Origin of the sequence: Diaphorobacter caeni, from assembly GCF_015354245.1 — a bacterium.
Classification (GTDB): domain Bacteria; phylum Pseudomonadota; class Gammaproteobacteria; order Burkholderiales; family Burkholderiaceae_C; genus Diaphorobacter_A; species Diaphorobacter_A caeni.
The window spans coordinates 31,578-54,089 of sequence record NZ_JADKYZ010000016.1; the positions used below are offsets into that span (position 1 = coordinate 31,578).

A 22,512-nucleotide genomic window follows, 5' to 3' on the forward strand; every position below is an offset into this window, starting at 1 on the left:
GACATCTGTTCTTCGGTGATCCCACGATCATGTATCAATGTCAACAATGCAGGATTGTCTTTATCAATCTACCTTTCCAATGGAGGGGCACAGAGGCTTAACGTCCCGCGCACGTCTTGCACAACTGCAGCGCCAACCGCTGCAGCGCCAGCCACCCGTCCGCTGGCCAGTCCGGTTGCTTCAGGCCCTTGACGATGCCGTCCACGATGTGGGCGGACTGCAGCAATCGTGACAGGGCAGCGTCGCCGACGCTCGGCAGTACGCGTTCGAACAGGCGCTCCTTCGGCCCCCAGACGCGGTTTTCGCGCAGGGCCATGGGCAAGGGCTTGCCTGCGTTCATGGCGTCTTTCACGCGCTTCAAAGAGCGGATGTCTTCGGCCAGCGCCCAGTGGACCAGCACCTCGGCCTCGCCTTCGGCCTGCAGGCCGTCCATCATGCGCTGCATGCGGGCGACGTTGCCGGAGAGCACGGCTTCGGAGAGTTTGAAGACGTCGTAGCGGGCGACGTTGAGCACCGCCTGTTCGACCTGCGACCAGGTGAGTTCGCCCTGCGGATAGAGCAGCGCGAGCTTCTGGATTTCCTGGTGCGCGGCGAGCAGGTTGCCTTCGACGCGGTCGGCAAAGAAGGCGAGCGTGCGCTGGCCCTCTTCGCCGGGCACGACGCGCTGGCTCTGGGCCGCGAGTCGCTGTGCTATCCATTGCGGGAGCATGCCGCGTTCGACGGGGTCGATCTGGATGCTGATGCCTGCGGAGTCAAGCGCGCTGAACCAGGCGCCGGTTTTGGTGGCCTTGTCGAGGCGCGGCAGCATCACGATGGTGAGGGTGCTGTCGCTGGATGCGGCATCTCGCGCGATCTGCTGCAGGGCCGCTCCGCCGTCCTTGCCGGGCTTGCCGCTGGGGATGCGGATTTCGATGATCTGCTTGTCGGCGAACAGCGAGAGCGATCCGCCCGCCGCGAGCACGCCGCTCCAGTCGAAATGCGCACCCTGCACGGTGAAGCTGCTGCGCTCGGTGTAGCCCGATTCGCGCGCGACGGCGCGGATGGCGTCCACCGCCTCCTGCTGCAGCAACGGCTCGTCGCCATGCAGCACGTAGAGCGGCTTCACGCTTTTTTGAAGATGCCCAGCCAGCTGGTTCAGTGCCACTTGCATGCGATCAGGTCACCGGCACCAGTTTGGCCTTGGCGAGGCGTCGCATGAGCTGCTGCACCAGATCGGTCTGCATGTTCTTGAACAGCATGGCCTCTTCGCCTTCCTTGGACAGCGCGATCGATTCGTTGTAGCTCACGTCGCGTTGCTGCAGCAGTTCGGTGCTGGGAATGAACTCCTCGCCGTTCGGTCCGGTCAGCGAGAAGTGCATGCGCAGGCGCAGTTGCAGCTCGCGCACCTGACCCGATGCGTTCAGGCCGACAACGATGCGGTCGCGGTTTTCCGAGAGGATGTTGCAGATCGCCTCGGCCTGCGCGATGTCGGCGATGTCGGTGATCACCTTGACGTCGCCGCCCGCGCCCTTCAGGGTGCGCACCAGCTCGCGCGCGAGCTGCGAGCCGGGCGGTGCCTTCACATAGATGGACTTGAACTGGAAGTCCGGCGCGCCACGCAGGCGAAAACCGCAAGCTGCGAGCGGCGCTGCAGCGAGCAATGCGAGAACGGTGCGTTTTTGCATGATGCGTTGTTTCCCCTGCGTTTGCCTACGCTTGCCTTCGAGCCGGACTCAGACCACCACGTTGACCAGGCGACCCGGCACAACGATGATCTTCTTCGGAGCCTTGCCTTCGGCGAACTTCTGGTATTCCTCGTTCGCGAGCGCAGCGGCTTCGATGGCGGCCTTGTCGGCCTTGGCGTCGACGCGGATCGAGCCGCGCAGCTTGCCGTTCACCTGCAGCATGAGTTCGATCTCGTCCTGCACCAGCGCCTGCGGATCGACTTCCGGCCAGGCGGTATCGAGCAGTTCACCCTGCGCCTTGGCGAAGCCCAGTTCGGTCCACAGCACGTGGCCCAGATGCGGCGTTGCGGGATACAGCGCGCGGGTCAGAATGCCGAAGCATTCGACCACGGCTTCGCGACCGCCTTCGGTGTCGAGGGCCTTGAAGTCTTCGAGCGCGTTGATCATCTTCATCGCACCGGAAACCACCGTGTTGTACTGCATGCGCTGGTAGTCGTAGTCCACCTGCTTGAGCACGGTGTGCACTTCCAGGCGCAGCGCCTTGGCTTCCTTGCCGAAAGCGACGCCCGCCACGCCGTTCTTGGCCGTGGCCTTGGCGCGTGCGGCGTCGAACTCCGGTGCCGAGAGCTTGGCGCCGAAGTTGTAGACGCGGCGCAGGAAACGGTAGCTGCCTTCCACGGCGAACTCGTTCCACTCCAGCGTCAGCTCGGGCGGCGCGGTGAACATGGTGTACAGGCGCGCGGTATCGGCACCGTACTTCTCGATCAGGTCCTGCGGATCGACGCCGTTGTTCTTGGACTTGGACATGGTCGTCATCTCATAGTCGAGCGCCGAGCCGTCGCTCTTGAGCGTGCCGCCGATGACCACGTCGTTCTCGTTCTTGATGACGTTGACTTCGCTTTCCCAGAAGTACTGCTTGCCGCCGTTGGCCGTGCGCTGCGAGAACGCACCGCGCAGCACCATGCCCTGCGTGAGCAGCTTGGTGAAGGGCTCATCGACCTTCACGAGGCCCATGTCGCGCATCACCTTGGTCCAGAAACGGGCGTAGAGCAGGTGAAGAATCGCGTGTTCGATGCCTCCGATGTACTGGTCCATGGGCATCCAGTAGTCCGCGCCATCCGCCACCATCTTCTCGCTGTTCTTCGCGTCGCAATAGCGCATGAAGTACCACGAGCTGTCCACGAACGTGTCCATCGTGTCGGTCTCGCGGCGTGCGGGCTTGCCGCAGCAGGGGCAGACCACGCCGGCGTGGAACGCTTCGCTCTTGATGAGCGGATTGCCGGAGCCATCGGGCACGAGGTCCTGCGGCAGAACGACCGGCAGGTCCTTTTCAGGCACGGGCTGCGCGCCGCAGTCTTCGCAGTGGATGATCGGGATCGGTGTGCCCCAGTAGCGCTGACGGCTGATGCCCCAGTCGCGCAGACGCCAGGTGGTCTTGAGTTCGCCAAGACCCTTGGATTCGAGCAGCTTGGCGACGGCGGCGACCGCGTCCTTGTGGCTCATGCCGTCGAATTCGCCCGAGTGGATGGTGACGCCGCGCTCCTTGTCGCCGTACCAGTCGTGCCATTGCGTGGCATCGTAGGTCTGGCCTTCCACGGCCACCACCTGCTGGATGGGCAGCTGGTACTTGAGCGCGAACGCGAAGTCGCGCTCGTCATGTGCGGGAACGCCCATGACCGCGCCGTCGCCGTAGCTCATCAGCACGTAGTTGCCGATCCACACTTCGACCTGCTTGCCGGTGATCGGGTGCGTGACGAACAGACCCGTCGGCAGGCCTTCCTTTTCCTTGACGGCGAGCTCGGCTTCGGTCGTGCCGCCCTTCTTGCATTCCTCGATGAACGCGGCGATCTTGGCATTGCCCTGTGCGGCCTGCGTGGCCAGCGGATGCTCGGGCGCCACCGCACAGAAGGTCACTCCCATGATGGTGTCCGCACGCGTGGTGAACACGTACATCTTGCCGTCCTGGATGAGGTTGCCCTGCGCATCCTTGATGTCATGCGTGAACGCGAAGCGCACGCCGGCCGACTTGCCGATCCAGTTTTCCTGCATCAGGCGAACCTTGTCGGGCCAGCCGGTGAGCGTGGCCTTTTCGTTGCCGATCTGCACGTGGTCCAGCAGCTCCTGCGCGTACTGGGTGATGGCCAGGTAGTAGCCCGGAATCTCGCGCTTTTCGACGAGCGCGCCGGTGCGCCAGCCACGGCCGTCGATCACCTGTTCGTTGGCCAGCACGGTCTGGTCCACCGGGTCCCAGTTCACGATCTGGGTCTTGCGGTAGGCGACGCCCTTCTCCAGCATCTTGAGGAAAAGCCACTGGTTCCACTTGTAGTAATCAGGATCGCAGGTGGCGACTTCGCGGCTCCAGTCGATGGCAAGGCCCATGGCCTGCATCTGCTTTTTCATGTACGCGATGTTTTCGTACGTCCACTTGGCAGGCGGCACCTTGTTCTTGAGCGCGGCGTTCTCCGCTGGCAGGCCGAAGGCGTCCCAGCCCATGGGCATCAACACGTTGAAGCCCTTCATGCGCAGCTGGCGCGTGAGCATGTCGTTGATGGTGTAGTTGCGCACGTGGCCCATGTGCAGCTTGCCGCTGGGGTAGGGCAACATCGAGCAGGCGTAGTACTTGGGCTTGTTCGCGTCTTCCGTCACGCGGTAGGCGTCGGCGGCGGTCCAGTGGCTCTGCGCTGCGCGCTCCACTTCGGAATGGTTGTATTTGTCTTGCATGGAAACTCGAATGGGAAGGAATGCGGCCGCCACACCCTGCGCGATCAAACCAGCCTTTCGGGAAATCATCCCGAAGGCAAACGGGGTCAACGCGAGCCGAATGGTGGAAGATTGTAGGCGTTTGTCCTGATCCCCGGTTGGTGGCTCCGATAACGGGGGCCCGTCGCGCGCGGGCGCGCGCCCATGGCACGCTGATCTCCCCGCCGGCATGCAAGGTAAACGCAGGGCATGAGAAAATCGAGGAACCTTCCAGGCGCCTTCGGCGTCTGACATTGAAGCCATTGCTCTCAATTTGATAGAGCCAGCGGAATCACCCACGCGTCTGCGGTCCGCTTTTGCCCGATGATCCGCTGCCGGATCGCCCCTTTTTTCACCCCAACCTCACCGAAGGAGCGTGAACCTGTGCTTTCCGCTGCGTTTTCCGATTACTACGACACCATCAGCCACCTCGACCCCTGGATGCAGAGCGCCATCGGCCTCGCCGTGCTGGCCGTCATCGCCTATGTGCTGCGCTTCGTCGCGCGGCTGATCCTGCTGACGGTGCTGCCGCGCCTGGCCAGCAAGCTGTCCGCGCCGTGGATGCAGAACCTGGTGGACCGGCGCGTGCTCACCCGCCTGTCGCAGATCGTGCCGTCACTGGTGTTCCAGATCGGCGTGTTCGCGGTGCCCAAGTTGTCGCCCGTGGCCAGCAACATCATCCACAACGTGGCCGTGGCCTGCACGGTGCTGGCGATCGGGCGCATCGTCTTTGCGGTGCTCGACGTGATCGAGGATCACAACCGGCAAGCCCTCAGCAAGACGCCGGGCACGCGCTCGGTCAAGAGCTATGTGCAGCTCGGCCAGCTGATCACCATGCTGGTGGTCGGCATCGTCATGATCGGCGCGCTGATCGACCGCTCGCCGCTGATCCTGCTCTCGGGTCTGGGCGCAATGTCTGCGGTGCTGATGCTGGTGTTCAAGGACACCATCCTGTCGTTCACCGCCGGCGTGCAGCTCGCGGGCAACGACATGCTGCGCGTGGGCGACTGGCTGCAGATGGACCAGGTCGGTGCGGACGGCGCGGTGGTCGACATGGCGCTCAACACGGTGAAGATCCGCAACTGGGACAACACCATCACCACCATCCCCACCTGGCGGCTGATGAGCGAGAGCTTCAAGAACTGGCGCGGCATGTCCGAATCGGGCGGCCGCCGCATCAAGCGCAGCCTGCTGATCGACAACGCGACGGTGCGTTTTCTCACCGACGCCGAAATCGAGGAGCTGTCGCACATCGCCCTGCTGCGCCCCTATCTGAACAGCAAGACCGAAGAGATCGACACCTACAACAGCGACTTCGCCGAAAAGGCGCCGGAGATGGCGCACGAGGTGGTCAACCTGCGCAAGCTCACCAACATCGGCACCTTCCGCGCCTACGTGAACGCGTATCTGCGCGCCCACCCGCGCCTGCGCAAGGACATGACGCTGATGGCCCGCATGATGGAGAGCACCACCAACGGCACGCCGCTGGAGGTCTACGCGTTCACCGCGACCACCGTGTGGCTCGAATACGAAAGCATCCAGGGCGACATCTTCGACCACCTCATGGCGATCCTGCCGGAGTTCGGACTGCATGCGTTCCAGAACCCATCGGGCCACGACGTGAAGCTGCGGCTGGGGCAGAACGAGGTCGGCGTGCTGTCGGCCTGAGTCCCGGTCGCAGCGCCAACTCACGGCCTGCTGGCCTGAGGCAGGGGCTCCTCGGCCGGCGCCACGACCTCCGCGTCCGCCGCTGAATCGATGTCGCCGCCCTCAACATCCGACGAGGGCTTTGGCGACAGTGCACGCGGCACCGCAATGGGCTTTCCATCCGCATCGGCCAGCCCCACGAGCAGCGCCCGCCCATCGGGCAGCACGCGGAAGTCTCCGTACTGCGCGCGCTCGAACACCTTGCCCGTGCCTTCTGGGAAAAAGTAGGCATCGGTCACCAGCACCCAGCGGCCCTTCAGGCGCTTGAGCGGCAGCACGACCTCGCCCGCTACCGGATCGAAGCGCTCCGCGACCAGCCCCTTGACCGTGGCACGGCCCTTGTCATCGAGCGTGGCACGCACGCGCGCCGTGGGCAGCAGCGTTTTCTCGAGCCCCTCATGAACGTTGGCGGGCAGATCGAAGCGCAGCGCCATGTAGTCCCCTTGCATCAGCGAACGCGGGTCCACCGGCACCAGCTTCACCAGCACCGGCTGACCATGGGCGATCACCTGCTCCTTGCCGCGCACATCCCAATTCACCAGGCCGAAAACAAGCAGCGCCCCGGCGACCAGACAGACCAGCCGCGCGCGCGACCAGGCCGCCACCGGCATCAGGCCATCCGCTGCGTGATCACCGTCTGCACTTGCAGCACCGCGACCGGCCAACAGCCCCGGCAGCATGAGCCCCGCAAGCAGCACCGCACCCATGGCCGCCAGGCCCAGGCCCTTCTGGGCAAGAGGCCACGCGAGGCTGTAATAGAACTGCGACAACGCCCACAACGCCCCCAAACCGCACAGCACGGCAATGCGCCAGCGCGCGCCGATCAGCGCACCAGCGGCCAGCAGCGCAATCACGCCAAGCGACGGGCTGAACCACGCGGCCACGGCGAGCAGCACCCCCACGCCGAGCACCGTCTGCAGCGTCGGGCGCGTTGCCATGCCATGCTTTTTCCAGTGCGCGCACAACCCACCCACAGCCACGGCGACCAGCAGCGCAGCCCACGTACGCCCCACGAGAATCAGCAGCCGCGCCGAGTCCGCATCCAGGGCGCGGGGGCCCCGCAGGCCGAAGAACCAATAGGTCATTCCGTCGCCCCAGCCACTGCCGCCGACCCCCAGGACCACCATGAGCAGCAATCCCACGGCGGCGCTGTCTGCAAAGGCGGCCCACCCCATCCATGCCGGTTGCGCCGCCTGACGCTGCAGCCACTCGGGCTCCTTGCGCAGCCATAGCAGCCATGCAGCAGCCAACACCACGCCCTGCACATGCATCAGATGCAACAGTGCCACATCACCGAGAAGCCTAGTCAGACACAGATACAGCGCAATCGCGAACACCACACCCATGATGCGGCGTATCCATTGCGCGCGCGCAAGCGACGCGCCCACGAGCTGCAGCAGCGCCAGCAGGCCCATGACTATCACGACCTCCCGCGCACCACCATGCAAATCATTGGCCAGACGAATCATCAACAGGCTGCAGAACAGCCCCCACATCACCAGCGCAAGGCAGGTCACGAACACGCTGCGATGGCGACTGAGCAGCCAGCCGGAGCCCACGATGCCGATCAGACTCAACACATAGGAGGCAGGGTGGCGGAACCAGAAATCGGAATCGACCAGCGCGACGAGGAACACGCCCGCCGCAATCGCACAGACCACCGCGCCGATCAGCGCGAGCACGATCACGAAGATGCTTGGCTCTTCATCCGCGCTGGCTTCGGGCGAATCGCCGCTCACCAGCCCGAGTTGACGCGCGCGCGGCCACCACGATGGTTGTGAAGAAAAGAAGCTCATTGGAGCGCTCCTTCCGATGCATTCCGCACGGACTGCACACGCATGCCGCGCTGCACGGCCAGCAGGCCCGAGACAGTGGCGCCAAGACAGCCCAGCGTCGCGAGCGCGAAGACAAACAGGCTGGCCGTGGACTTCGAACCTTCAAAGACCACCCGCGCGACCAGCGACAGAATCCAGACATTGGCCGCGAGCGTGCACAGGCACAGGCTCGCGAAGTCGCGCAACGATCCTTGATAGGACACGAACATGGCAACGGCGATCAACGCGCCGGTCAGCGGATACGCGAGGCCGCTGCTCCCGCGGGTGAACAGGTCGATCACACCAAGCGTCGTCCATGCGGCCAGCGCCATGGCCAGCGCCGCACGGTGCGACCACCAGGCCATGCCGTCGCGGTGGCGCGTCCACGGCACGAGCGACACCAGCCAGGGCACCAGCGCAAGCGCCAGCCACATCAGGATGTAGATCATCTGCTGCATGAACCGCTCGCGCCCGCGAAACAGCATCTCCCACAGATCCAGATGCCCGAACCACATGGCGATCGCCGTCGCGGCGATGCCCACCCAGACCACCCACAGCACATCGCTGCGCGCGAGAAGCGTCCACAGCAGCGCCAGCGCCGCCCAGGTGGCGAACAGCTGCCATGCGTCCGCGCCGGTCTGGTAGGTCTGCCCGATGAACGCGAGCAGGCCGCCGAGCGCGAGCGTCGCGCACAGCAGCGCCGCGATGCGCCCGCGCCGCCACACGAGCGACGCCACGGCGCTCGCCAGCAGCGCGCCCTCGATCAGCAGGAGCTTGAACATCCGCGTCTGCTCCTGCCAGTTGGCGGCGATCCAGAAGATCAGCCCGCTTGCAAGCAGCAGCGCCGCCACGAGCAGCAGCCCCCAATGCAGATGGCGCGCGAGCGAGCGCGGCTCGCCGGGCGCGGTCGCGATCCGGTGCAACCGCGCAAGCGTCTGCGGATCACGCTCGGCCTGTGCGGCGAGCTGGTACAAGGTGCTATCCATGGTGACGACTCTCCCTTCTGGAACATGGGGCGAATGTAAGGGGCGCGCCCAGCACGAGGTGAATCCTGCCCTGCCGGTGCCACTTCATGACACGCAGAGTATCGGCTAACGATACGCGAGCCGCCTTTCGGCCGACGCGAGGCTATTTCTGCGCCTTGCCCGACTTGTCCGGTGCGACCACCGGATCGGTCACGAAGGCGATGCGGTGCAGCCCTGCCTTGTGCAGCTGGCCCATGAGTTCGACCACGCGGCCATAGGGCACGGTGGTGTCGGCGCGCAGCTGCACCTCGGAGTCCGCACGGCCGGCGGCCAGTTGCTGAAGGCGGCTTTCGAGCGCCGTTGGCTCCAGCGCCTCGTCGTTCAGGTAGATGGCTCCTGCGGCGTCCATGGCCACGGTCAGCGGCTTGTCGACCGCCGCGCCGGGCTGGGCGCCGTCGGCCTTGGGCAGATCGAGGCGAATGGCGCTCGCGAGCAGCGGCGCGGTAAGGATGAAGATCACCACCAGCACCAGCATCACGTCGACCAGCGGCGTGACGTTGATGTCACTCATCGGCTTGGATTCTTCAGTGCGCTCGAGTCGTCCAAAGGCCATGACGCGCGCTCGCTTTCCGGCTCATTCGCCCATCGGGCCGGAGGACTGGGCCGATGTGGTGCTGCCATCGGCCAGCAGCTCGCGCAGATCGTGCGCAAAGCCTTCGAGGTCGGCCTCGACGCTGCCGAGAATGCGGCCATAGACGTTGTAGGCCAGCACGGCGGGGATGGCGACCGCGAGGCCCGCGGCCGTCATGATCAGCGCCTCGCCCACCGGGCCCGCGACACGCTCGATGGTGAGCTGCCCCGCGCTCGCCATGCCGGTGAGCGCGTGGTAGATGCCCCAGACCGTGCCGAGCAGGCCGACGAACGGCGCGGTCGAGCCCACGGTGGCAAGCGTCACCTGCCCGAATTTCAGGCGCGAGATCGACTGGTGCAGGGCATTGCGCAGCACGCGCGTGAGCTGCTGGGCGCGGTTGCCCTGGCCCGCCAGCGTGTCGCTGGAATGGTGCGCCTGCGCAAGCGCCGCATCCACCATGGGCCGCACGAGGTTTTCGCGGTCCCATTGCTGGAGCTGTTCACAGGCGGCGGCCAGCGTGGGCGCCTGCCAGACGGCGGCCGTGCTGCGCGGCACGTCCACATGCGCGCGGCGCATCAGCCACGCCTTCCAGAAGATGAGCACCCAGCTCGCCACCGACATCAGCAGCAGCACCACCGCCGCGATCTGCGTGACGGCATCGCCTTGTCGCAACCAGGAGAGTCCGTTCATGGGCGGGCCGGGTGGTGGATCAGTCCTTGAGATGGAGCACGTCGAACATGTCGAACATGCCGCTCTTCTTGTCCGCGAGATAGCCCACGGCGCGCAGGCTGCCGCGCACATAGCCGGCGCGGCTCGAGGACTTGTGCGAGATCTCGATGCGCTCGCCTTCGGTGGCGAACATCACCGTGTGGTCGCCGACGATGTCGCCCGCGCGGATCGTCGCGAAGCCGATGGTGCCGTCCTTGCGCGCGCCGGTGTGGCCGTAACGCTCGTACACGGCGCGGTCTTCAAGCCTGGTGCCCTGCGCCTCGGCGATCACCTCGCCCATCTTGAGCGCGGTGCCCGAAGGCGCGTCCACCTTGTGCTTGTGGTGGGCTTCGAGAATCTCGATGTCGTAGCCCTCGTGCATGGCCTTGGCGGCCAGCTCGAGCAGCTTGAGCGTGACGTTCACGCCCACGCTCATGTTGGGCGCGAACACGATGCCGATCTTCTTGCCGCCCTCGGCGATGCGCGCCTTTTCCCCGTCGGAGAAGCCGGTCGTGCCGATCACCAGCTGCACGCCGAGCTCTTCGCAGACGGCCAGATGGTTCAGCGTGCCTTCGGGACGGGTGAAGTCGATCAGCACATCCGCGTTCTGGAGACCCTTGCGCACATCGGCCGTGATCTGCACGCCGCTCGCGTGGCCGAGAAAGGCCGTCGCGTCAGCGCCGACCGCCGGGCTGCTGGGCACGTCGAGCGCACCGGCGAGCACGCAGTCTTCGCTCTGGCGGATGGCTTCGATGAGCATGCGGCCCATGCGGCCGGATGCACCTGCCACGGCAACGCGGCGACGGGTGGAGGAAGAAGGAGCGGTCATCTCTGCTGTCGATTCATGCATGCCCCGCCTGCAGGAGCTGCGGCGAGGCGATTCTGGGATTCTTGTGGTGGCTTACTTCGGTGCCTCGAGCGGCGGATAGCTCGTGGACAGCGGTGCCGACGGAGGCTCATTGCCGGGATTGCTGGCGGGCGAGGGGTCCGGTTTGGCCGGGAAGCGCTTGAGCTGGTCTTCGGTGGCCTCCAGGTTCGGCACCTTGTTCTTGGCCGCCTTGGAGCCCAGCGACGCGACGAACTCCGCCTCGGTTGGCATCTCGTCGCCCTCGAAGCGGTCGAGCACGTCGTCCTTGAAGAACACGGTCAGCTTGCGCGTCTGCTGCTCAATGCCGGGGCGCTTGAGCGTGAAGATGTATTCCCAGCGATCGGTGTGGAAAAGCGGCATCACCAATGGCGTCCCCAGAATTTCCTTGACCTGCTGGCGCCCCATGCCGGGCTTGAGCGCATCGACCTGTTCCTTGGAAATGAAATTTCCTTGCACAACGTCAATCTTGTATGGTGTGATGGCACTGGCAAGACGCTGACTTGCACTGTCGATGCTTCCGCAGGCAGCCAGTCCGGCACTCAGCAAAATGATCGCGCCACAACGGACGCCGTAACGGGCGGGAGCAAACATGGTTAACGCCATAGGGATATGATCGGCCCATTGTAGCGGCTGGAATCCCCCGGGCCTTAACGCGCCTTAGGCAAACGAAAGACCTTGTCATGACGAATATTGACGAACTGAAAAGCACCGGCCTGAAAGCGACGCTTCCCCGACTGAAGATCCTCGACATCTTCCAGAAAGGGCAGCAGCGTCACATGACGGCTGAAGACGTTTTCCGCGTACTGCTGGAAGAACGCTCCGACATCGGCCTTGCAACCGTTTACCGCGTTCTCACGCAGTTCGAGCAAGCCGGCATCCTGCTGCGCAGCAACTTCGAAAGCGGCAAGGCCGTCTACGAACTCAACGAGGGTCAGCACCATGACCACTTCGTGTGTACGGGTTGCGGCAAGGTGGAGGAGTTCTACGATGCCGAAATCGAAAAGCGCCAGAACCTGATCGCCAAGCAGAAGGGCTGGGTGATTCAGGATCACTCGATGTCGCTGTACGGCCAATGTGCCGAATGCGCCAAGCGCGGCGTGGCCCATCGCTGATCCCAAACGGACTCCCACAAAAAACGAAGCTCCCTTCAGGGGCTTCGTTTTTTTTCGCCCGTCGATGCGAAGAGACGATGCCCGGGGCTGGTCAGGGCTGGATGCCGCTGGCCATGGCGCGGCGGTGGCGCTCGACGAATTCCTGGTAGGTGTCGATGCCGCGCAGTTGCAGGATCGTGTTGCGCACGGCGGCCTCGACCAGCACGGCGATGTTTCGCCCGGCCACCACCTGAATCACCACCTTGAGCACCGGCACGCCCAGCACGTCCTGGGTGAGCGGCTGGTAGGGCATGCGTTCGTAGTCGCGCTCCAGTGTTTCCTTGCGCACGAGGTGCACGATGAGCTTGAGGCGCATCTTGCGGCGCACCGCCGCCTCGCCGAAGATCGCGCGGATGTCGAGCAGGCCGATGCCTCGGACCTCGAGCAGGTTCTGCAGCAGATCGGGGCACTTGCCCTCGATGGTGGTCTGGTTGATGCGGTAGAGGTCGACCGCGTCGTCGGCCACGAGGCCGTTGCCGCGCGAGATCAGTTCGAGGCCGAGTTCACTCTTGCCGAGACCCGATTCGCCCGTGATCAGCACGCCCAGGCCCAGAATGTCCATGAACACCCCGTGCAGCGTCGTTCGCGTCGCGAAATGCTTGGAGAGATAGGCGCGCACCACGTCGATCACGAAAGCCGACGACTCATGGGTGGCGAACAGCGGAATCTGCGCGCGCTCGCACAGGGAGATCAGGGCATCGGGCGCGGTCTGGTCGTCGGCCATGATCAGCACCGGCGGCTCCAGCGTCAGGATGCGGGCCACGCGGCGCTTGCAGTCTTCCTCGGTGCCGTTGGTCAGGTACCTGATCTCCCGCTCGCCCAGCACCTGCGCGCGAAACGGGTGGATGTAATTGAGGTAGCCGACCAGATCGGCACCGGAGCGTGCGGCACGGACCGCCTCTTCATCGAAGCGCCGTGCGGATGCGCCAAGACCGGCCACCCAGACCAGCTTCAGGGAGCTGCGAAACTCTTCAAACAGAACATCGGCACTGACGAGATTGGGCTTCACAGAATTCCTGACCTGAAAAAGAGGGAATCATGCGCCTGCCAGACCGCCGCGATCCACGGAGACCTGCCGCAATCCGCCGGACTGCGCCGACCGGCGAGGATCGGAGATCGGAATCCGGAATCAGGCCGCCTGAGCGGAGCGCCAGTCGGCAATCATGCCATGCAATTGCGCCGCGTCCGTGCAGGACTTGATGCGCTCGCGCAAGCCGCTGTCGCTGAGCAGCTCGGCGATTTCGGACAGGATTTCCAGATGCTTCTGCGTGGCCGCCTCGGGCACGAGCAGAAAGATCAGCAGGGAAACCGGCTGTTCGTCGGGCGCGTCGAACCCGATGGGGTGCGCCAGTTGGAAGACCGCCGCCATGGGCGACTTCAGGCCCTTGATGCGGCCGTGCGGAATGGCTACGCCATGCCCCAGACCAGTGGAGCCAAGACGCTCGCGAGCAAAGAGGCTGTCGGTGATCAGGGCACGCGACAAACCATGCTGACTCTCAAACAGCAGACCCGCCTCTTCGAAAGCGCGCTTCTTGCTGGTGGCGTCAACACCGACCAGCACCTGCGCTGGCGGGAGAATGGAAGCAAGACGATTCATGGTGGCAATTATGCGCGTCCAGCGTAAACCCTTAAAGGGCTTACTATAAGCAACAAAAAACCGCCTTGGAAGGCGGTTGCGTATCCAATCCAGAATATAGCGGATTGCAGGCGCGACGGATGAAAGGGTTGCATTATGTATCAGTCGCGCCGAATACGTCGGTGACGGGTCCTTCAGGTCGCCGCAGCAGCCAGTGCCGATTGGGCCGTCGCCTTGCGCAGGGCAGGCTGATGGTCCTGCAGACGCTGCTTGTACTTCATCACCTTGCGATCAAGCTTGTCGACCAGCTCATCCACCGCCGCATACAGGTCGAAATGGGCGCTCTCCGCAAACAGATCACTGCCTTTCACTCGCACATTGCATTCCGCTCGCTGCCGCTTGTCTTTTTCTTTCTGATTTTCGACAGTCAGCAGCACCTTGACATCGACGACCTGGTCGAAGTGACGCGTGATGCGCTCCAGCTTGGAAGTCACGTAGCTGCGCAACGCGGGACTCACATCCAGATGATGTCCGCTAATCGTCAAGTTCATAAAACGTCTCCTGTGACGCATGGTTTGGAAAGAGCCCTGCACCCCGTCAATCGCGGTGCCGGACGGCGAACTTGAATGCACTCAATCTGGTTTTCACTATGCACTTGGCGAAGGTGAAAATCAACGCCTGACCTGCCGCATCGCCGGGGTTAGCGGTTACAGGTGCCAAGCTGCCAAAAAACGGTCACAATGCGAAGTTGTCCGGTCACCCAGAGAGTCCGGCAAATCCGGCCCACCTCCAGCCCTCCGCGCATTGCTTTGCGGCCTGGGCGTAAAATCCCCTCTCACGTCCCGAGCAGAAACCGCGCCGAGGCAATGTGCACCGCCGCATTTCTTCCTCTGGGATTTCTTTTTTGTGTTTGCCCACACTGACTGCAATGACCCAGCCTAGCTCCTCCGCTCTGCATACCTCCGCCCTGACCTCGCTGCCCCTTCTGGCGCGCGGCAAAGTGCGCGACAACTATGCAGTGGGTGACGATCGCATCCTGATGGTGGCGTCCGATCGCCTGTCCGCCTTTGACGTGATCATGGGCGAGCCGATCCCCGGCAAGGGAGAGCTGCTGACCAAGATGGCGCTGTTCTGGTTCGACAAGCTGCAAGGCATCGTCCCCAACCACCTGACCGGCGACGTTCCCGAAAGCGTGGTCACCCCAGCCGAGGTGCCGCAGGTCGTGGGCCGCTCGATGCTGGTCAAGCGCCTCAAGCCCATCCCGGTCGAGGCCGTGGTGCGCGGCTACCTGGCCGGCAGCGGCTGGAAGGAATACCAGGAATCGCGCTCGGTCTGCGGCGTGCCGCTGCCCGAAGGCCTGACCAACGCGGCCAAGCTGCCCCACTCGATCTACACGCCCGCAGCCAAGGCCGCGGCCGGTGAGCACGACGAGAACATCACCTTCGAGCAGACCGTCGAGATCGTCGGCGAAGACCTCGCCAAGCGCATCCGCGACGTGAGCATCGCGCTCTACGAAAAGGCGGCCGCCATCGCCCTCACCAAGGGCATGATCATCGCGGACACGAAGTTCGAATTCGGCCTCACGCCCGAAGGCGAGCTGGTGCTGATGGACGAGGTGCTGACCCCCGACAGCTCGCGCTACTGGCCCGTCGAAGGCTACGAAGACGCCCTCAAGAACGGCACCAACCCTCCAAGCTACGACAAGCAGTTCGTGCGCGACTGGCTCGAGGCCGTGCGCATCAACGGCAAGCCCTGGGACAAGACCGCGCCCGCACCGCGCCTGCCGCGCGAAGTGGTCGAGAAGACCGCCGCCAAGTACCGCGAAGCGCTGGAGCGTCTGACGGCCTGACGGCCCGCTTCCCGATACGCCGCTTCACGCGCAAAAGGCCGCCTGGATTCATCCGGCGGCTTTTTGCATTTCAGGGCGATGGATCACTGCGGCGAGTTGTCGGGCTCGTAGGGCTCGAAGGCGGCCTCCCCCGCCTCATCCGCCCTGAATCTCAGGAACGGCTTGCCCTCCTGATCGCGCATCACCAGCTCGCGCCCGCGCTGCATGAAGCCGCTCGTCTGCTGCAGCGCGCTCAGAAACGCCGGTTCGTCCTTGCCGCCCTCGAGACACAGGCGGATCGAGGTGGTGTCGAGCGCGAGCCTCAGCCGCGCGCCCTCGACCTCGTAGCGGCCCAGAAAACGGTTACAGCCGCCCGATCCTGAAAACTCCCCCTGAGCCGTGCCCGGCGGCAGACCGCTGCGCGAGGGGTGGAACTGGATGAACGCGGGAGCAACGCCCTTTTCGGGCGCGGAGACGGACGACACGGCCTCCTCGCCCACGCTCATCAGCCGCCAATGCGTCTGGGTGAACGCGACGGCGGCGCGCGCGGTCGCGTACGAGTTCGGATAGGGCTCGAGAATGACGTCGGTTCGGTGGAACGCAGGATCGGCCATCACCGGATGCGAACCCGGCGTGTAGAACAGCAGCTGGTTGTAGAGCGACACCTGGGCCTGCACCAAGTACTTGCCGTTGCGCTGCAACTGGCCCATCTCGAACGGGATATTCAGATCGAACGGTGCCTGCCCCGCCGGCTCGATGCGCTGGCGGGCGAGCGCCACCGGCGGCCGGCTCTCGTTGGACACGTCCATCAGCGCCGCCTCAAAGACGGCGTCCGGCGGAACATAGATGCGCGTTCTCGAGAACGCCCGCCCGGTGATGCGCGCATCGGGCCGGGGCACGCCCGCGCAGCCGCCGAGCAGGGCCAACGCGCCGCCGCAGACCAGCAGCCCGCGGCGCGCGACGCCGGGTGATGACGCTTCAACCGGCCGGCTCAAGGCGCTCTCGATCCCGCTCAGCTCAGCACGACGCTCGAGAGACGGCGGCGATAGGTCGCCACGGTCGGGTCTTCGGGAGGAATCTGACCGTCGGCGACCTTGACCTTGGGTGGCTCGATCAGCTCGAGAATGGCGATGTAGAGCTTGCGCGCAGCGTCGTCGTTCCAGGTCTTGTCGCGCATGAGGATGTCGAGCAGTTCGTCCATCGCATCGGTCCACTTCTGCTCGGCGACAAGCTTGCGCGCGCGGCCGAAACGCGCCTCGAAATCGCGCTTGTTGGCGGCGATCTTCGCGTCGAATTCAGCGACGGGGCCGTTCTGCGTGGAGAAATCGAGCGCATCCATCCAAGCCTTGAGCGCGCCGAGCTTGCGCGACAGCGCCGCCTTGGCGATCACTGGCGCGAAGGCCACCTTGGCATCGTCCTCGCGGCCCAGCTGCAGCAGCAGCTTGACGTAGTCGTAGCGCGCATCGTCGTTCGACGGATCGGTGACCACAGCGTGCTGATAGCGCTCGAGCAGCGATTCGGCACCTTCCTCGCCGAGTGCCTCTTCGGCATCTGCCACATCTTCCTCGGGCGCGGCCTCGTCGGCGGGCGGCACATGCTTGTCGAGGAATTCCTTGACCTGGCCCTCGCTCTGCGCGCCCATGAAGCCGTCCACCGGCTGGCCGTTCTTCATGAGAATGCAGGTGGGAATGCTGCGGATGCCGAAGGCGCCCGCCAGTTCCTGCTGCTGGTCGGAGTCGATTTTCACGAGCTTGAAGCGGCCTGCGTATTCGGTCTCGACCTTCTCGAGCACGGGACCCAGCGTCTTGCACGGGCCGCACCAGGGCGCCCAGAAATCCACCAGCACGGGCGTTTGCATCGACGCGGCGATGACTTCGGATTCAAAATTCTCTACGGTGACATCAATCATGGCAAAACCCGGTGACGTGAATGGGGGTGGTGGAGCGCGGCGCCTGTCTCGCGGGCCGCGCGGATCGGACGACTGGAAACCCGACAGTTGGGGGCATCCCCCGGATCCTCAAGGCTCGGTCAAGCCGCCATTCTCCAGCATATTCACCGCCGCATGAGAACACGCGCAGACCGCCCGCCTTTGCCGTTGACAGAGCAATTCCCCGGCCCATTGCACGCGACCCGCCCACAAAAAGTAAAATCATGGGTTCCACCCCAGCGGGGCAGCCACCGGGCGGCCCCTCGCACCTACCAAAAATGAATTCCATCCAAATCGGCGTGGTGATGGGCTCCAGCAGCGACTGGGAGACCATGCAGCACGCAGTAGCCATCCTCGAACAATTCGGCATCGCCCACGAAGCGCAAGTGGTTTCGGCCCACCGCATGCCTGACGACATGTTCCGCTACGCGGAAGCCGCCGCCGACCGGGGCCTCAAGGCCATCATCGCGGGCGCGGGCGGCGCTGCCCACCTGCCCGGCATGATCGCCGCCAAGACCACCGTGCCGGTGCTCGGCGTGCCGGTCGCGAGCCGCCACCTGCAAGGTGTGGATTCGCTGCACTCCATCGTTCAGATGCCCAAGGGCGTGCCCGTGGCGACCTTCGCCATCGGCACTGCCGGTGCGGCCAACGCGGCGCTGTTCGCGGTCGCCCTGCTGGCCAATGAAGATCCGGCCCTGCGCCAGAAGCTCGAAGCCTTCCGCGTGGAGCAGACCAACGCAGCGCGCGCCATGACCCTGCCGCCGGTGTCCGCATGAGCGCGCACGACAACTCCGCCGTCATCCTCCCAGGCGCGACGCTGGGCGTGCTCGGCGGCGGCCAGCTCGGCCGCATGTTCGCCCAGACCGCACAGGCGATGGGTTACTTCACCGCCGTGCTCGACAAGGATGAGACCAGCCCCGCAGGCCTCGTCAGCCACCACCACATCCGCACCGGTTACGAAGATCCGCAGGGTCTGGCTGAACTGGCCGGACTGTGCGCGGCGGTGACCACTGAATTCGAGAACGTGCCCGCCGGTTCGCTGAACAAGCTGGCCGAGACGCTGCCGGTGTCGCCCGCCGGATCGGCCGTCGCTATTGCCCAGGACCGCGCTGCGGAAAAGGCGCATTTCGTGAAGTGCGGCGTGCCCTGCGCGCCCTATGCCGTGATCGAGACGCCCGAGCAGCTCGCCGCCGTGAACGACGCGCTGCTGCCCGGCATTCTGAAGACCGCCCGCATGGGCTACGACGGCAAGGGCCAGGTCCGCGTGAAGACGCGCGAAGAGCTCAACACCGCGTGGGAACAGCTCGGCCGCGTGGCCTGCGTGCTTGAAAAGATGCTGCCGCTCGTGCACGAGTGCTCGGTGATCGTCGCCCGTGGCCGCGATGGCAGCATCGTGAACCTGCCGGTGCAGCGCAATCTGCACCGCGACGGCATTCTGGCCGTCACCGAGGTCTATGAAGGCAATCTGCCCGCGACCACCATCGAGAAAGCCATCGCCGCCGCCAAGTCGGTCGCCACCGGCCTCGACTACGTGGGCGTGCTTTGCGTGGAGTTCTTCGTGCTGAACGACGGCATGCTGGTGGTCAACGAGATCGCTCCGCGTCCGCACAACAGCGGTCACTACAGCCAGAACGCGTGCGACGTCTCGCAGTTCGAGCTGCAGGTGCGCTGCATGACCAACCTGCCGCTCACCCAGCCGCGCCAGCACAGCCCCTCCATCATGCTGAACCTGCTCGGCGATCTGTGGTTCAAGGAGTCCGATGTGGCGAAGACGCCCGCATGGGACCAGGTGCTGGCCCTGCCCGGCGCGACGCTGCACCTCTACGGCAAGCACGACGCCAAGCGCGCGCGCAAGATGGGGCACCTGAACATCACCGGCGCCACGCCCGAGGCAGTGCGCTCCGTCGCGCTCAAGGCCGCCGACATCCTCGGCATCGCGCCGTTCTGATGGCAGGCGCGACGTCATGATTCTGGACGCAAGCCAGCCCGGTTCGGTGAAAACGGCGGCCGAGGCGCTCGCGCGCGGCGACCTGCTCGGCATGCCCACGGAGACGGTCTACGGCCTCGCCGCCGATGCCGACAACGACGCGGCCGTGGCGCAGATCTTTGCCGCCAAGGGCCGCCCGACCAACCACCCGCTGATCGTGCACGTGGCCGACGCGGACACCATCCGCCGCTACGCCAAGGAAGTGCCGCTGTTCGCGCAGCAGCTGATCGACGCGTTCTGGCCCGGGCCGCTCACCGTGATCCTGCCGCGCCTGCCAGACGCCGCCAAGGCCTCGACCGGCGGGCAGGACAGCGTGGGGCTGCGCTGTCCTTCGCACCCCGTGGCGCACGCGCTGCTGCTGGCCTGCCAGAAGCTCGAATCTCCCGTCTGGGGCGTGGCCGCGCCGAGCGCCAACAAGTTCGGCCGCGTGAGCCCGACGACCGCCCAGCACGTGGCCTCGGAATTCGGCGACGCGCTGCTGGTGCTCGACGGCGGCGCCTGCGAGGTCGGCATCGAATCGACCATCGTCGACTGCACGCGCGGCGTGCCCGTGCTGCTGCGCCCCGGCGCGATCACGCGCGACGACATCGAGCGCGCCTGCGGCATCCGTCCGCTGTCCAAGGAAGAGATGCCGGAGCACACGCCGCGCGCCTCGGGCACGCTGCTCGCGCACTACGCGCCCAGCGCCAACGTGCGGCTGATGAACGCCAAACAGATCCAGACCGCGCTCGAGATCATGGGCAAGGACGCCGCGAACATCGCGATCTACTCGCGCGCCCGCATGCTCACACCGGCCAAAAGCGTGGTGCTGCGCCGCATGCCCGATGATGCGCATGAGGCCAGCAGGGAACTGTTTGCCGCGCTACGTGACTTCGACGCCGCCAAGGTCAAACTCATCTGGGTGGAGTCGCCACCAGAATCCGAAGATTGGGAAGGTGTCCGTGACCGGCTGCAGCGCGCCGCTGCGGCCTGAACGGGGTCCCTACAGTTTGTAGCGGATGCTTCGCCCATCGTTTACATGCACTAGTTACACTCACGCCATCGTTTTGGAGATTTTTATGGCAGCAAATTGGATGCGCCGCACTTTTGTGGCCGCGGCCTGCGCCTCGGCAGCCCTGCTCACCGCTTGCGGCTCCAGCAGTGTGGATTCGGCGATCAGCCCCGACCGTTTCGTCATCTTCGGCGACGGTCTGGCGGACCAAGGCCAGCTCGGCACCTCGTTCACCGTGAATGATGGCGCCATCAACAACTGGGCCGCACAGTTCGCATCGCGCTACGACGTGACGACGACACCGTCGTCCAAGGGCGGAACGAACTATGCGTACGGCAACGCCCGCATCTCCGCCACGCCCGACGCCGCAGGCAACGCCAGCACGCCGACGGTCGTCCAGCAGATCGACACCTTCCTCGCCGGCAACAAGATCGGCGACAACGACATGGTCGTCGTCAGTGCCGGCGTGAGCGACGTGATCGTCAACATCACGGCCTTCATGAACGGCTCGATCACCGAAGACCAGCTGCTTGCCAATGCCACGCAGGCGGGCGCCGATCTGGCTGCGCAGGTCAAGCGCCTGAACGCAGCTGGTGCCAAGCACATCGTCGTGACCGGCACCTTCGACCTGAGCCGCACTCCGTGGGCCAAGATCATCGATCAGGAACAGCGCCTCTCGAAGGTCATGCTCGCGCTGAACAACAAGCTCAAGATCGACATCAATGAGCTGGGCGGCAAGCAGGTCCTGTACATCGATGCGGCATACCAGGTGAACCTGTTCCAGGGCAGCCCGGGCAGCTACGGCTTCACCAACAGCGAAAAGGCCGTCTGCAATTCCGTGGACGCCGGCGCCGGCAACGGCACGGGCACCGGCCAGATCAACTCGGCACTGTGCAACACCAGCACCGTGATCGACGAGAACTACAACCGCTACGTCTTCTCCGACAACGTCTACCTGACCCCCGAGGCCAACCGCCGTCTGGGCGACTACGCACGCGACATCGTCGTGCTGCAATGGTGATCTGAGCCAGTTTCAGTCTCCCACACGGGCGGCAAGCGGTGCAGACCGTTGGCCGCCCGTTGTCATTGGTGGGTCGCCACATTCACCATTCAGGCATAAAAAAGCCGACCCCGAGGGGTCGGCTGCTGAACACCTTGGAGGTTTCCGTTCAGAACTTGTAGCCGATATCGAACGAGACGACATCCGGATTGAGCTTCACCGAGATGCTCTGCCCGGTGGACAGGTGCGCCTTGGTCTTCAGGAACGACTTGTAGTACGACGCGTTCACGAACCAGCGTTCATTGATGTTGTAGATGAAGCCGATCTGCGGAGTCAGAGCGAACTTGTTGTCCATCTTGGCCGTCGTCGGGTGGTCAGGACCGCCGCCGGTCAGACCGGTCAGCGTGGCCGTCGTGCGGTTCTTGAAGAACTTGGCATAGGTCACGCCCAGACCGACGTAGGGACGGAAGGCCGCATTGGCTTCCAGAAAACGGTACTGCACGAACAGCGTCGCGGGCAGCACCTTGACCTTGCCGAGCTGGCCCACGCCGTCGATCGCGCCATCACCGTAGAACTTGTGCTTGAACGGCAGCGCAAGCGGCAGATCCAGCGAGATGTTGTCGGTCAGCATGTAGTTCACGCCACCCGACACCTGGGTCGCATCGCTCACCGAGATCTTGGTGCCCGGAAAGCTGGGCTCCGAGAGATTGCCGCTGGTCGTGTCCGGCATGATGCGCGTGACGCCGAAACGCGCACTGAACGTGCCCGCCACCTGAGCCTGCGCACCCGCGCAGGCCGCCAATACCAGCACTGCCGCGCCAGCCTTGAAGGGGTAGATCAAGCAGTCGTGTCACCAGCCGCCATTTCGATCACGGCAATGGCAGCCGGGCGTTCACGTTCAAATTGTTCCGGTCTGGATGAGGCCGACTGACGTCTCGGATGGCGCGTGACATACG

The 22,512-nt window shown here is 64.7% G+C and carries 22 protein-coding genes; 7 read left to right on the forward strand and 15 right to left on the reverse strand.

Annotation, left to right across the window (positions count from 1 at the left end; translation table 11 throughout):
* Window positions 1-97 precede the first annotated feature (97 nt).
* The 3 genes from holA to leuS are packed head-to-tail and all read right to left on the reverse strand — an operon-like array spanning window position 98 to window position 4,385.
* The gene (gene holA / locus ISG32_RS26345; RefSeq protein ID WP_194773985.1) at window positions 98-1,150 is read right to left on the reverse strand and encodes a DNA polymerase III subunit delta; all 1,053 of its coding nucleotides are present in this window, start codon (window positions 1,148-1,150) and stop codon (window positions 98-100) included.
* 4 nt (window positions 1,151-1,154) lie between these two features.
* Window positions 1,155-1,664 carry an LPS-assembly lipoprotein LptE gene (locus tag ISG32_RS26350; protein ID WP_194773986.1) on the reverse strand — a complete coding sequence of 170 codons (510 nt, stop codon included), beginning with the start codon at window positions 1,662-1,664 and terminating at the stop codon, window positions 1,155-1,157.
* A 48-nt stretch (window positions 1,665-1,712) separates the two neighbouring features.
* Window positions 1,713-4,385: a leucine--tRNA ligase gene (gene leuS, locus ISG32_RS26355; RefSeq protein ID WP_194773987.1), complete on the reverse strand. Its 2,673-nt coding sequence runs from the start codon at window positions 4,383-4,385 to the stop codon at window positions 1,713-1,715.
* Between the two features lie 459 nt (window positions 4,386-4,844).
* Here leuS and ISG32_RS26360 point away from each other — a divergent pair, with 459 nt between their 5' ends.
* Entirely contained in the window at window positions 4,845-6,071 is a 1,227-nt protein-coding gene (locus ISG32_RS26360; protein ID WP_228530141.1) for a mechanosensitive ion channel family protein, read from the forward strand.
* 20 nt (window positions 6,072-6,091) lie between these two features.
* Here the strand turns inward: ISG32_RS26360 and ISG32_RS26365 are convergent, their stop codons facing one another.
* The 6 genes from ISG32_RS26365 to ISG32_RS26390 all read right to left on the reverse strand — a co-directional run bounded on the left by ISG32_RS26365 (window position 6,092) and on the right by ISG32_RS26390 (window position 11,699).
* Complete coding sequence (locus tag ISG32_RS26365; RefSeq protein WP_194773989.1) at window positions 6,092-7,906, reverse strand: GDYXXLXY domain-containing protein; 1,815 nt, start codon at window positions 7,904-7,906, stop codon at window positions 6,092-6,094.
* Window positions 7,903-8,910 carry a DUF2157 domain-containing protein gene (locus tag ISG32_RS26370; protein WP_194773990.1) on the reverse strand — a complete coding sequence of 336 codons (1,008 nt, stop codon included), beginning with the start codon at window positions 8,908-8,910 and terminating at the stop codon, window positions 7,903-7,905. Before ISG32_RS26370 ends, ISG32_RS26365 begins: the two co-directional genes overlap by 4 nt.
* Window positions 8,911-9,052: 142 nt before the next feature.
* Window positions 9,053-9,502, reverse strand: coding sequence for an ExbD/TolR family protein (locus ISG32_RS26375; protein ID WP_194773991.1), 450 nt, complete (start codon window positions 9,500-9,502; stop codon window positions 9,053-9,055).
* A gap of 21 nt (window positions 9,503-9,523) precedes the next feature.
* Entirely contained in the window at window positions 9,524-10,210 is a 687-nt protein-coding gene (locus tag ISG32_RS26380) for a MotA/TolQ/ExbB proton channel family protein (protein ID WP_194773992.1), read from the reverse strand.
* Between the two features lie 19 nt (window positions 10,211-10,229).
* Entirely contained in the window at window positions 10,230-11,078 is an 849-nt protein-coding gene (gene dapB, locus ISG32_RS26385) for a 4-hydroxy-tetrahydrodipicolinate reductase (protein WP_407645099.1), read from the reverse strand.
* Between the two features lie 51 nt (window positions 11,079-11,129).
* The gene (locus ISG32_RS26390; RefSeq protein ID WP_194773993.1) at window positions 11,130-11,699 is read right to left on the reverse strand and encodes an outer membrane protein assembly factor BamE; all 570 of its coding nucleotides are present in this window, start codon (window positions 11,697-11,699) and stop codon (window positions 11,130-11,132) included.
* Window positions 11,700-11,776: 77 nt separating this feature from the next.
* On the opposite strand from ISG32_RS26390, the gene fur reads away from it, so the two are divergent.
* Window positions 11,777-12,208, forward strand: coding sequence for a ferric iron uptake transcriptional regulator (gene fur / locus ISG32_RS26395; protein WP_194773994.1), 432 nt, complete (start codon window positions 11,777-11,779; stop codon window positions 12,206-12,208).
* A 91-nt stretch (window positions 12,209-12,299) separates the two neighbouring features.
* Here the strand turns inward: fur and hprK are convergent, their stop codons facing one another.
* From hprK to hpf, 3 genes are all read right to left on the reverse strand, one after another.
* The gene (hprK, locus tag ISG32_RS26400) at window positions 12,300-13,256 is read right to left on the reverse strand and encodes an HPr(Ser) kinase/phosphatase (RefSeq protein WP_166311340.1); all 957 of its coding nucleotides are present in this window, start codon (window positions 13,254-13,256) and stop codon (window positions 12,300-12,302) included.
* 120 nt (window positions 13,257-13,376) lie between these two features.
* Complete coding sequence (locus tag ISG32_RS26405) at window positions 13,377-13,844, reverse strand: PTS sugar transporter subunit IIA (RefSeq protein ID WP_166311339.1); 468 nt, start codon at window positions 13,842-13,844, stop codon at window positions 13,377-13,379.
* A 173-nt stretch (window positions 13,845-14,017) separates the two neighbouring features.
* Entirely contained in the window at window positions 14,018-14,374 is a 357-nt protein-coding gene (hpf, locus tag ISG32_RS26410; RefSeq protein ID WP_194773995.1) for a ribosome hibernation-promoting factor, HPF/YfiA family, read from the reverse strand.
* 377 nt (window positions 14,375-14,751) lie between these two features.
* On the opposite strand from hpf, the gene ISG32_RS26415 reads away from it, so the two are divergent.
* On the forward strand, window positions 14,752-15,672 hold the full coding sequence (locus ISG32_RS26415; protein ID WP_194773996.1) for a phosphoribosylaminoimidazolesuccinocarboxamide synthase: 921 nt from the start codon (window positions 14,752-14,754) through the stop codon (window positions 15,670-15,672).
* Window positions 15,673-15,755: 83 nt separating this feature from the next.
* Here ISG32_RS26415 and ISG32_RS26420 read toward each other — a convergent pair whose 3' ends face one another.
* Both ISG32_RS26420 and trxA read right to left on the reverse strand, forming a co-directional pair.
* Window positions 15,756-16,646 carry a YbaY family lipoprotein gene (locus ISG32_RS26420; protein ID WP_194773997.1) on the reverse strand — a complete coding sequence of 297 codons (891 nt, stop codon included), beginning with the start codon at window positions 16,644-16,646 and terminating at the stop codon, window positions 15,756-15,758.
* A 17-nt stretch (window positions 16,647-16,663) separates the two neighbouring features.
* Window positions 16,664-17,560: a thioredoxin gene (gene trxA, locus ISG32_RS26425; protein WP_194773998.1), complete on the reverse strand. Its 897-nt coding sequence runs from the start codon at window positions 17,558-17,560 to the stop codon at window positions 16,664-16,666.
* A 296-nt stretch (window positions 17,561-17,856) separates the two neighbouring features.
* Here trxA and purE point away from each other — a divergent pair, with 296 nt between their 5' ends.
* The 4 genes from purE (at window position 17,857) to ISG32_RS26445 (ending at window position 21,577) form a co-directional block, all read left to right on the forward strand.
* A complete protein-coding gene (gene purE, locus ISG32_RS26430; RefSeq protein ID WP_194773999.1) occupies window positions 17,857-18,354 on the forward strand; it encodes a 5-(carboxyamino)imidazole ribonucleotide mutase in 498 nt (165 codons plus the stop codon).
* Complete coding sequence (locus ISG32_RS26435) at window positions 18,351-19,526, forward strand: 5-(carboxyamino)imidazole ribonucleotide synthase (RefSeq protein WP_194774000.1); 1,176 nt, start codon at window positions 18,351-18,353, stop codon at window positions 19,524-19,526. Before purE ends, ISG32_RS26435 begins: the two co-directional genes overlap by 4 nt.
* Before the next feature lie 16 nt (window positions 19,527-19,542).
* Window positions 19,543-20,538, forward strand: coding sequence for an L-threonylcarbamoyladenylate synthase (locus ISG32_RS26440; RefSeq protein ID WP_194774001.1), 996 nt, complete (start codon window positions 19,543-19,545; stop codon window positions 20,536-20,538).
* 85 nt (window positions 20,539-20,623) lie between these two features.
* Complete coding sequence (locus ISG32_RS26445) at window positions 20,624-21,577, forward strand: SGNH/GDSL hydrolase family protein (RefSeq protein WP_194774002.1); 954 nt, start codon at window positions 20,624-20,626, stop codon at window positions 21,575-21,577.
* Between the two features lie 148 nt (window positions 21,578-21,725).
* Here ISG32_RS26445 and ISG32_RS26450 read toward each other — a convergent pair whose 3' ends face one another.
* Window positions 21,726-22,397 (reverse strand): OmpW/AlkL family protein, encoded by a 672-nt coding sequence (locus tag ISG32_RS26450; RefSeq protein WP_194774003.1) that lies wholly within the window; start codon window positions 22,395-22,397, stop codon window positions 21,726-21,728.
* Between the last annotated feature and the right edge of the window lie 115 nt (window positions 22,398-22,512).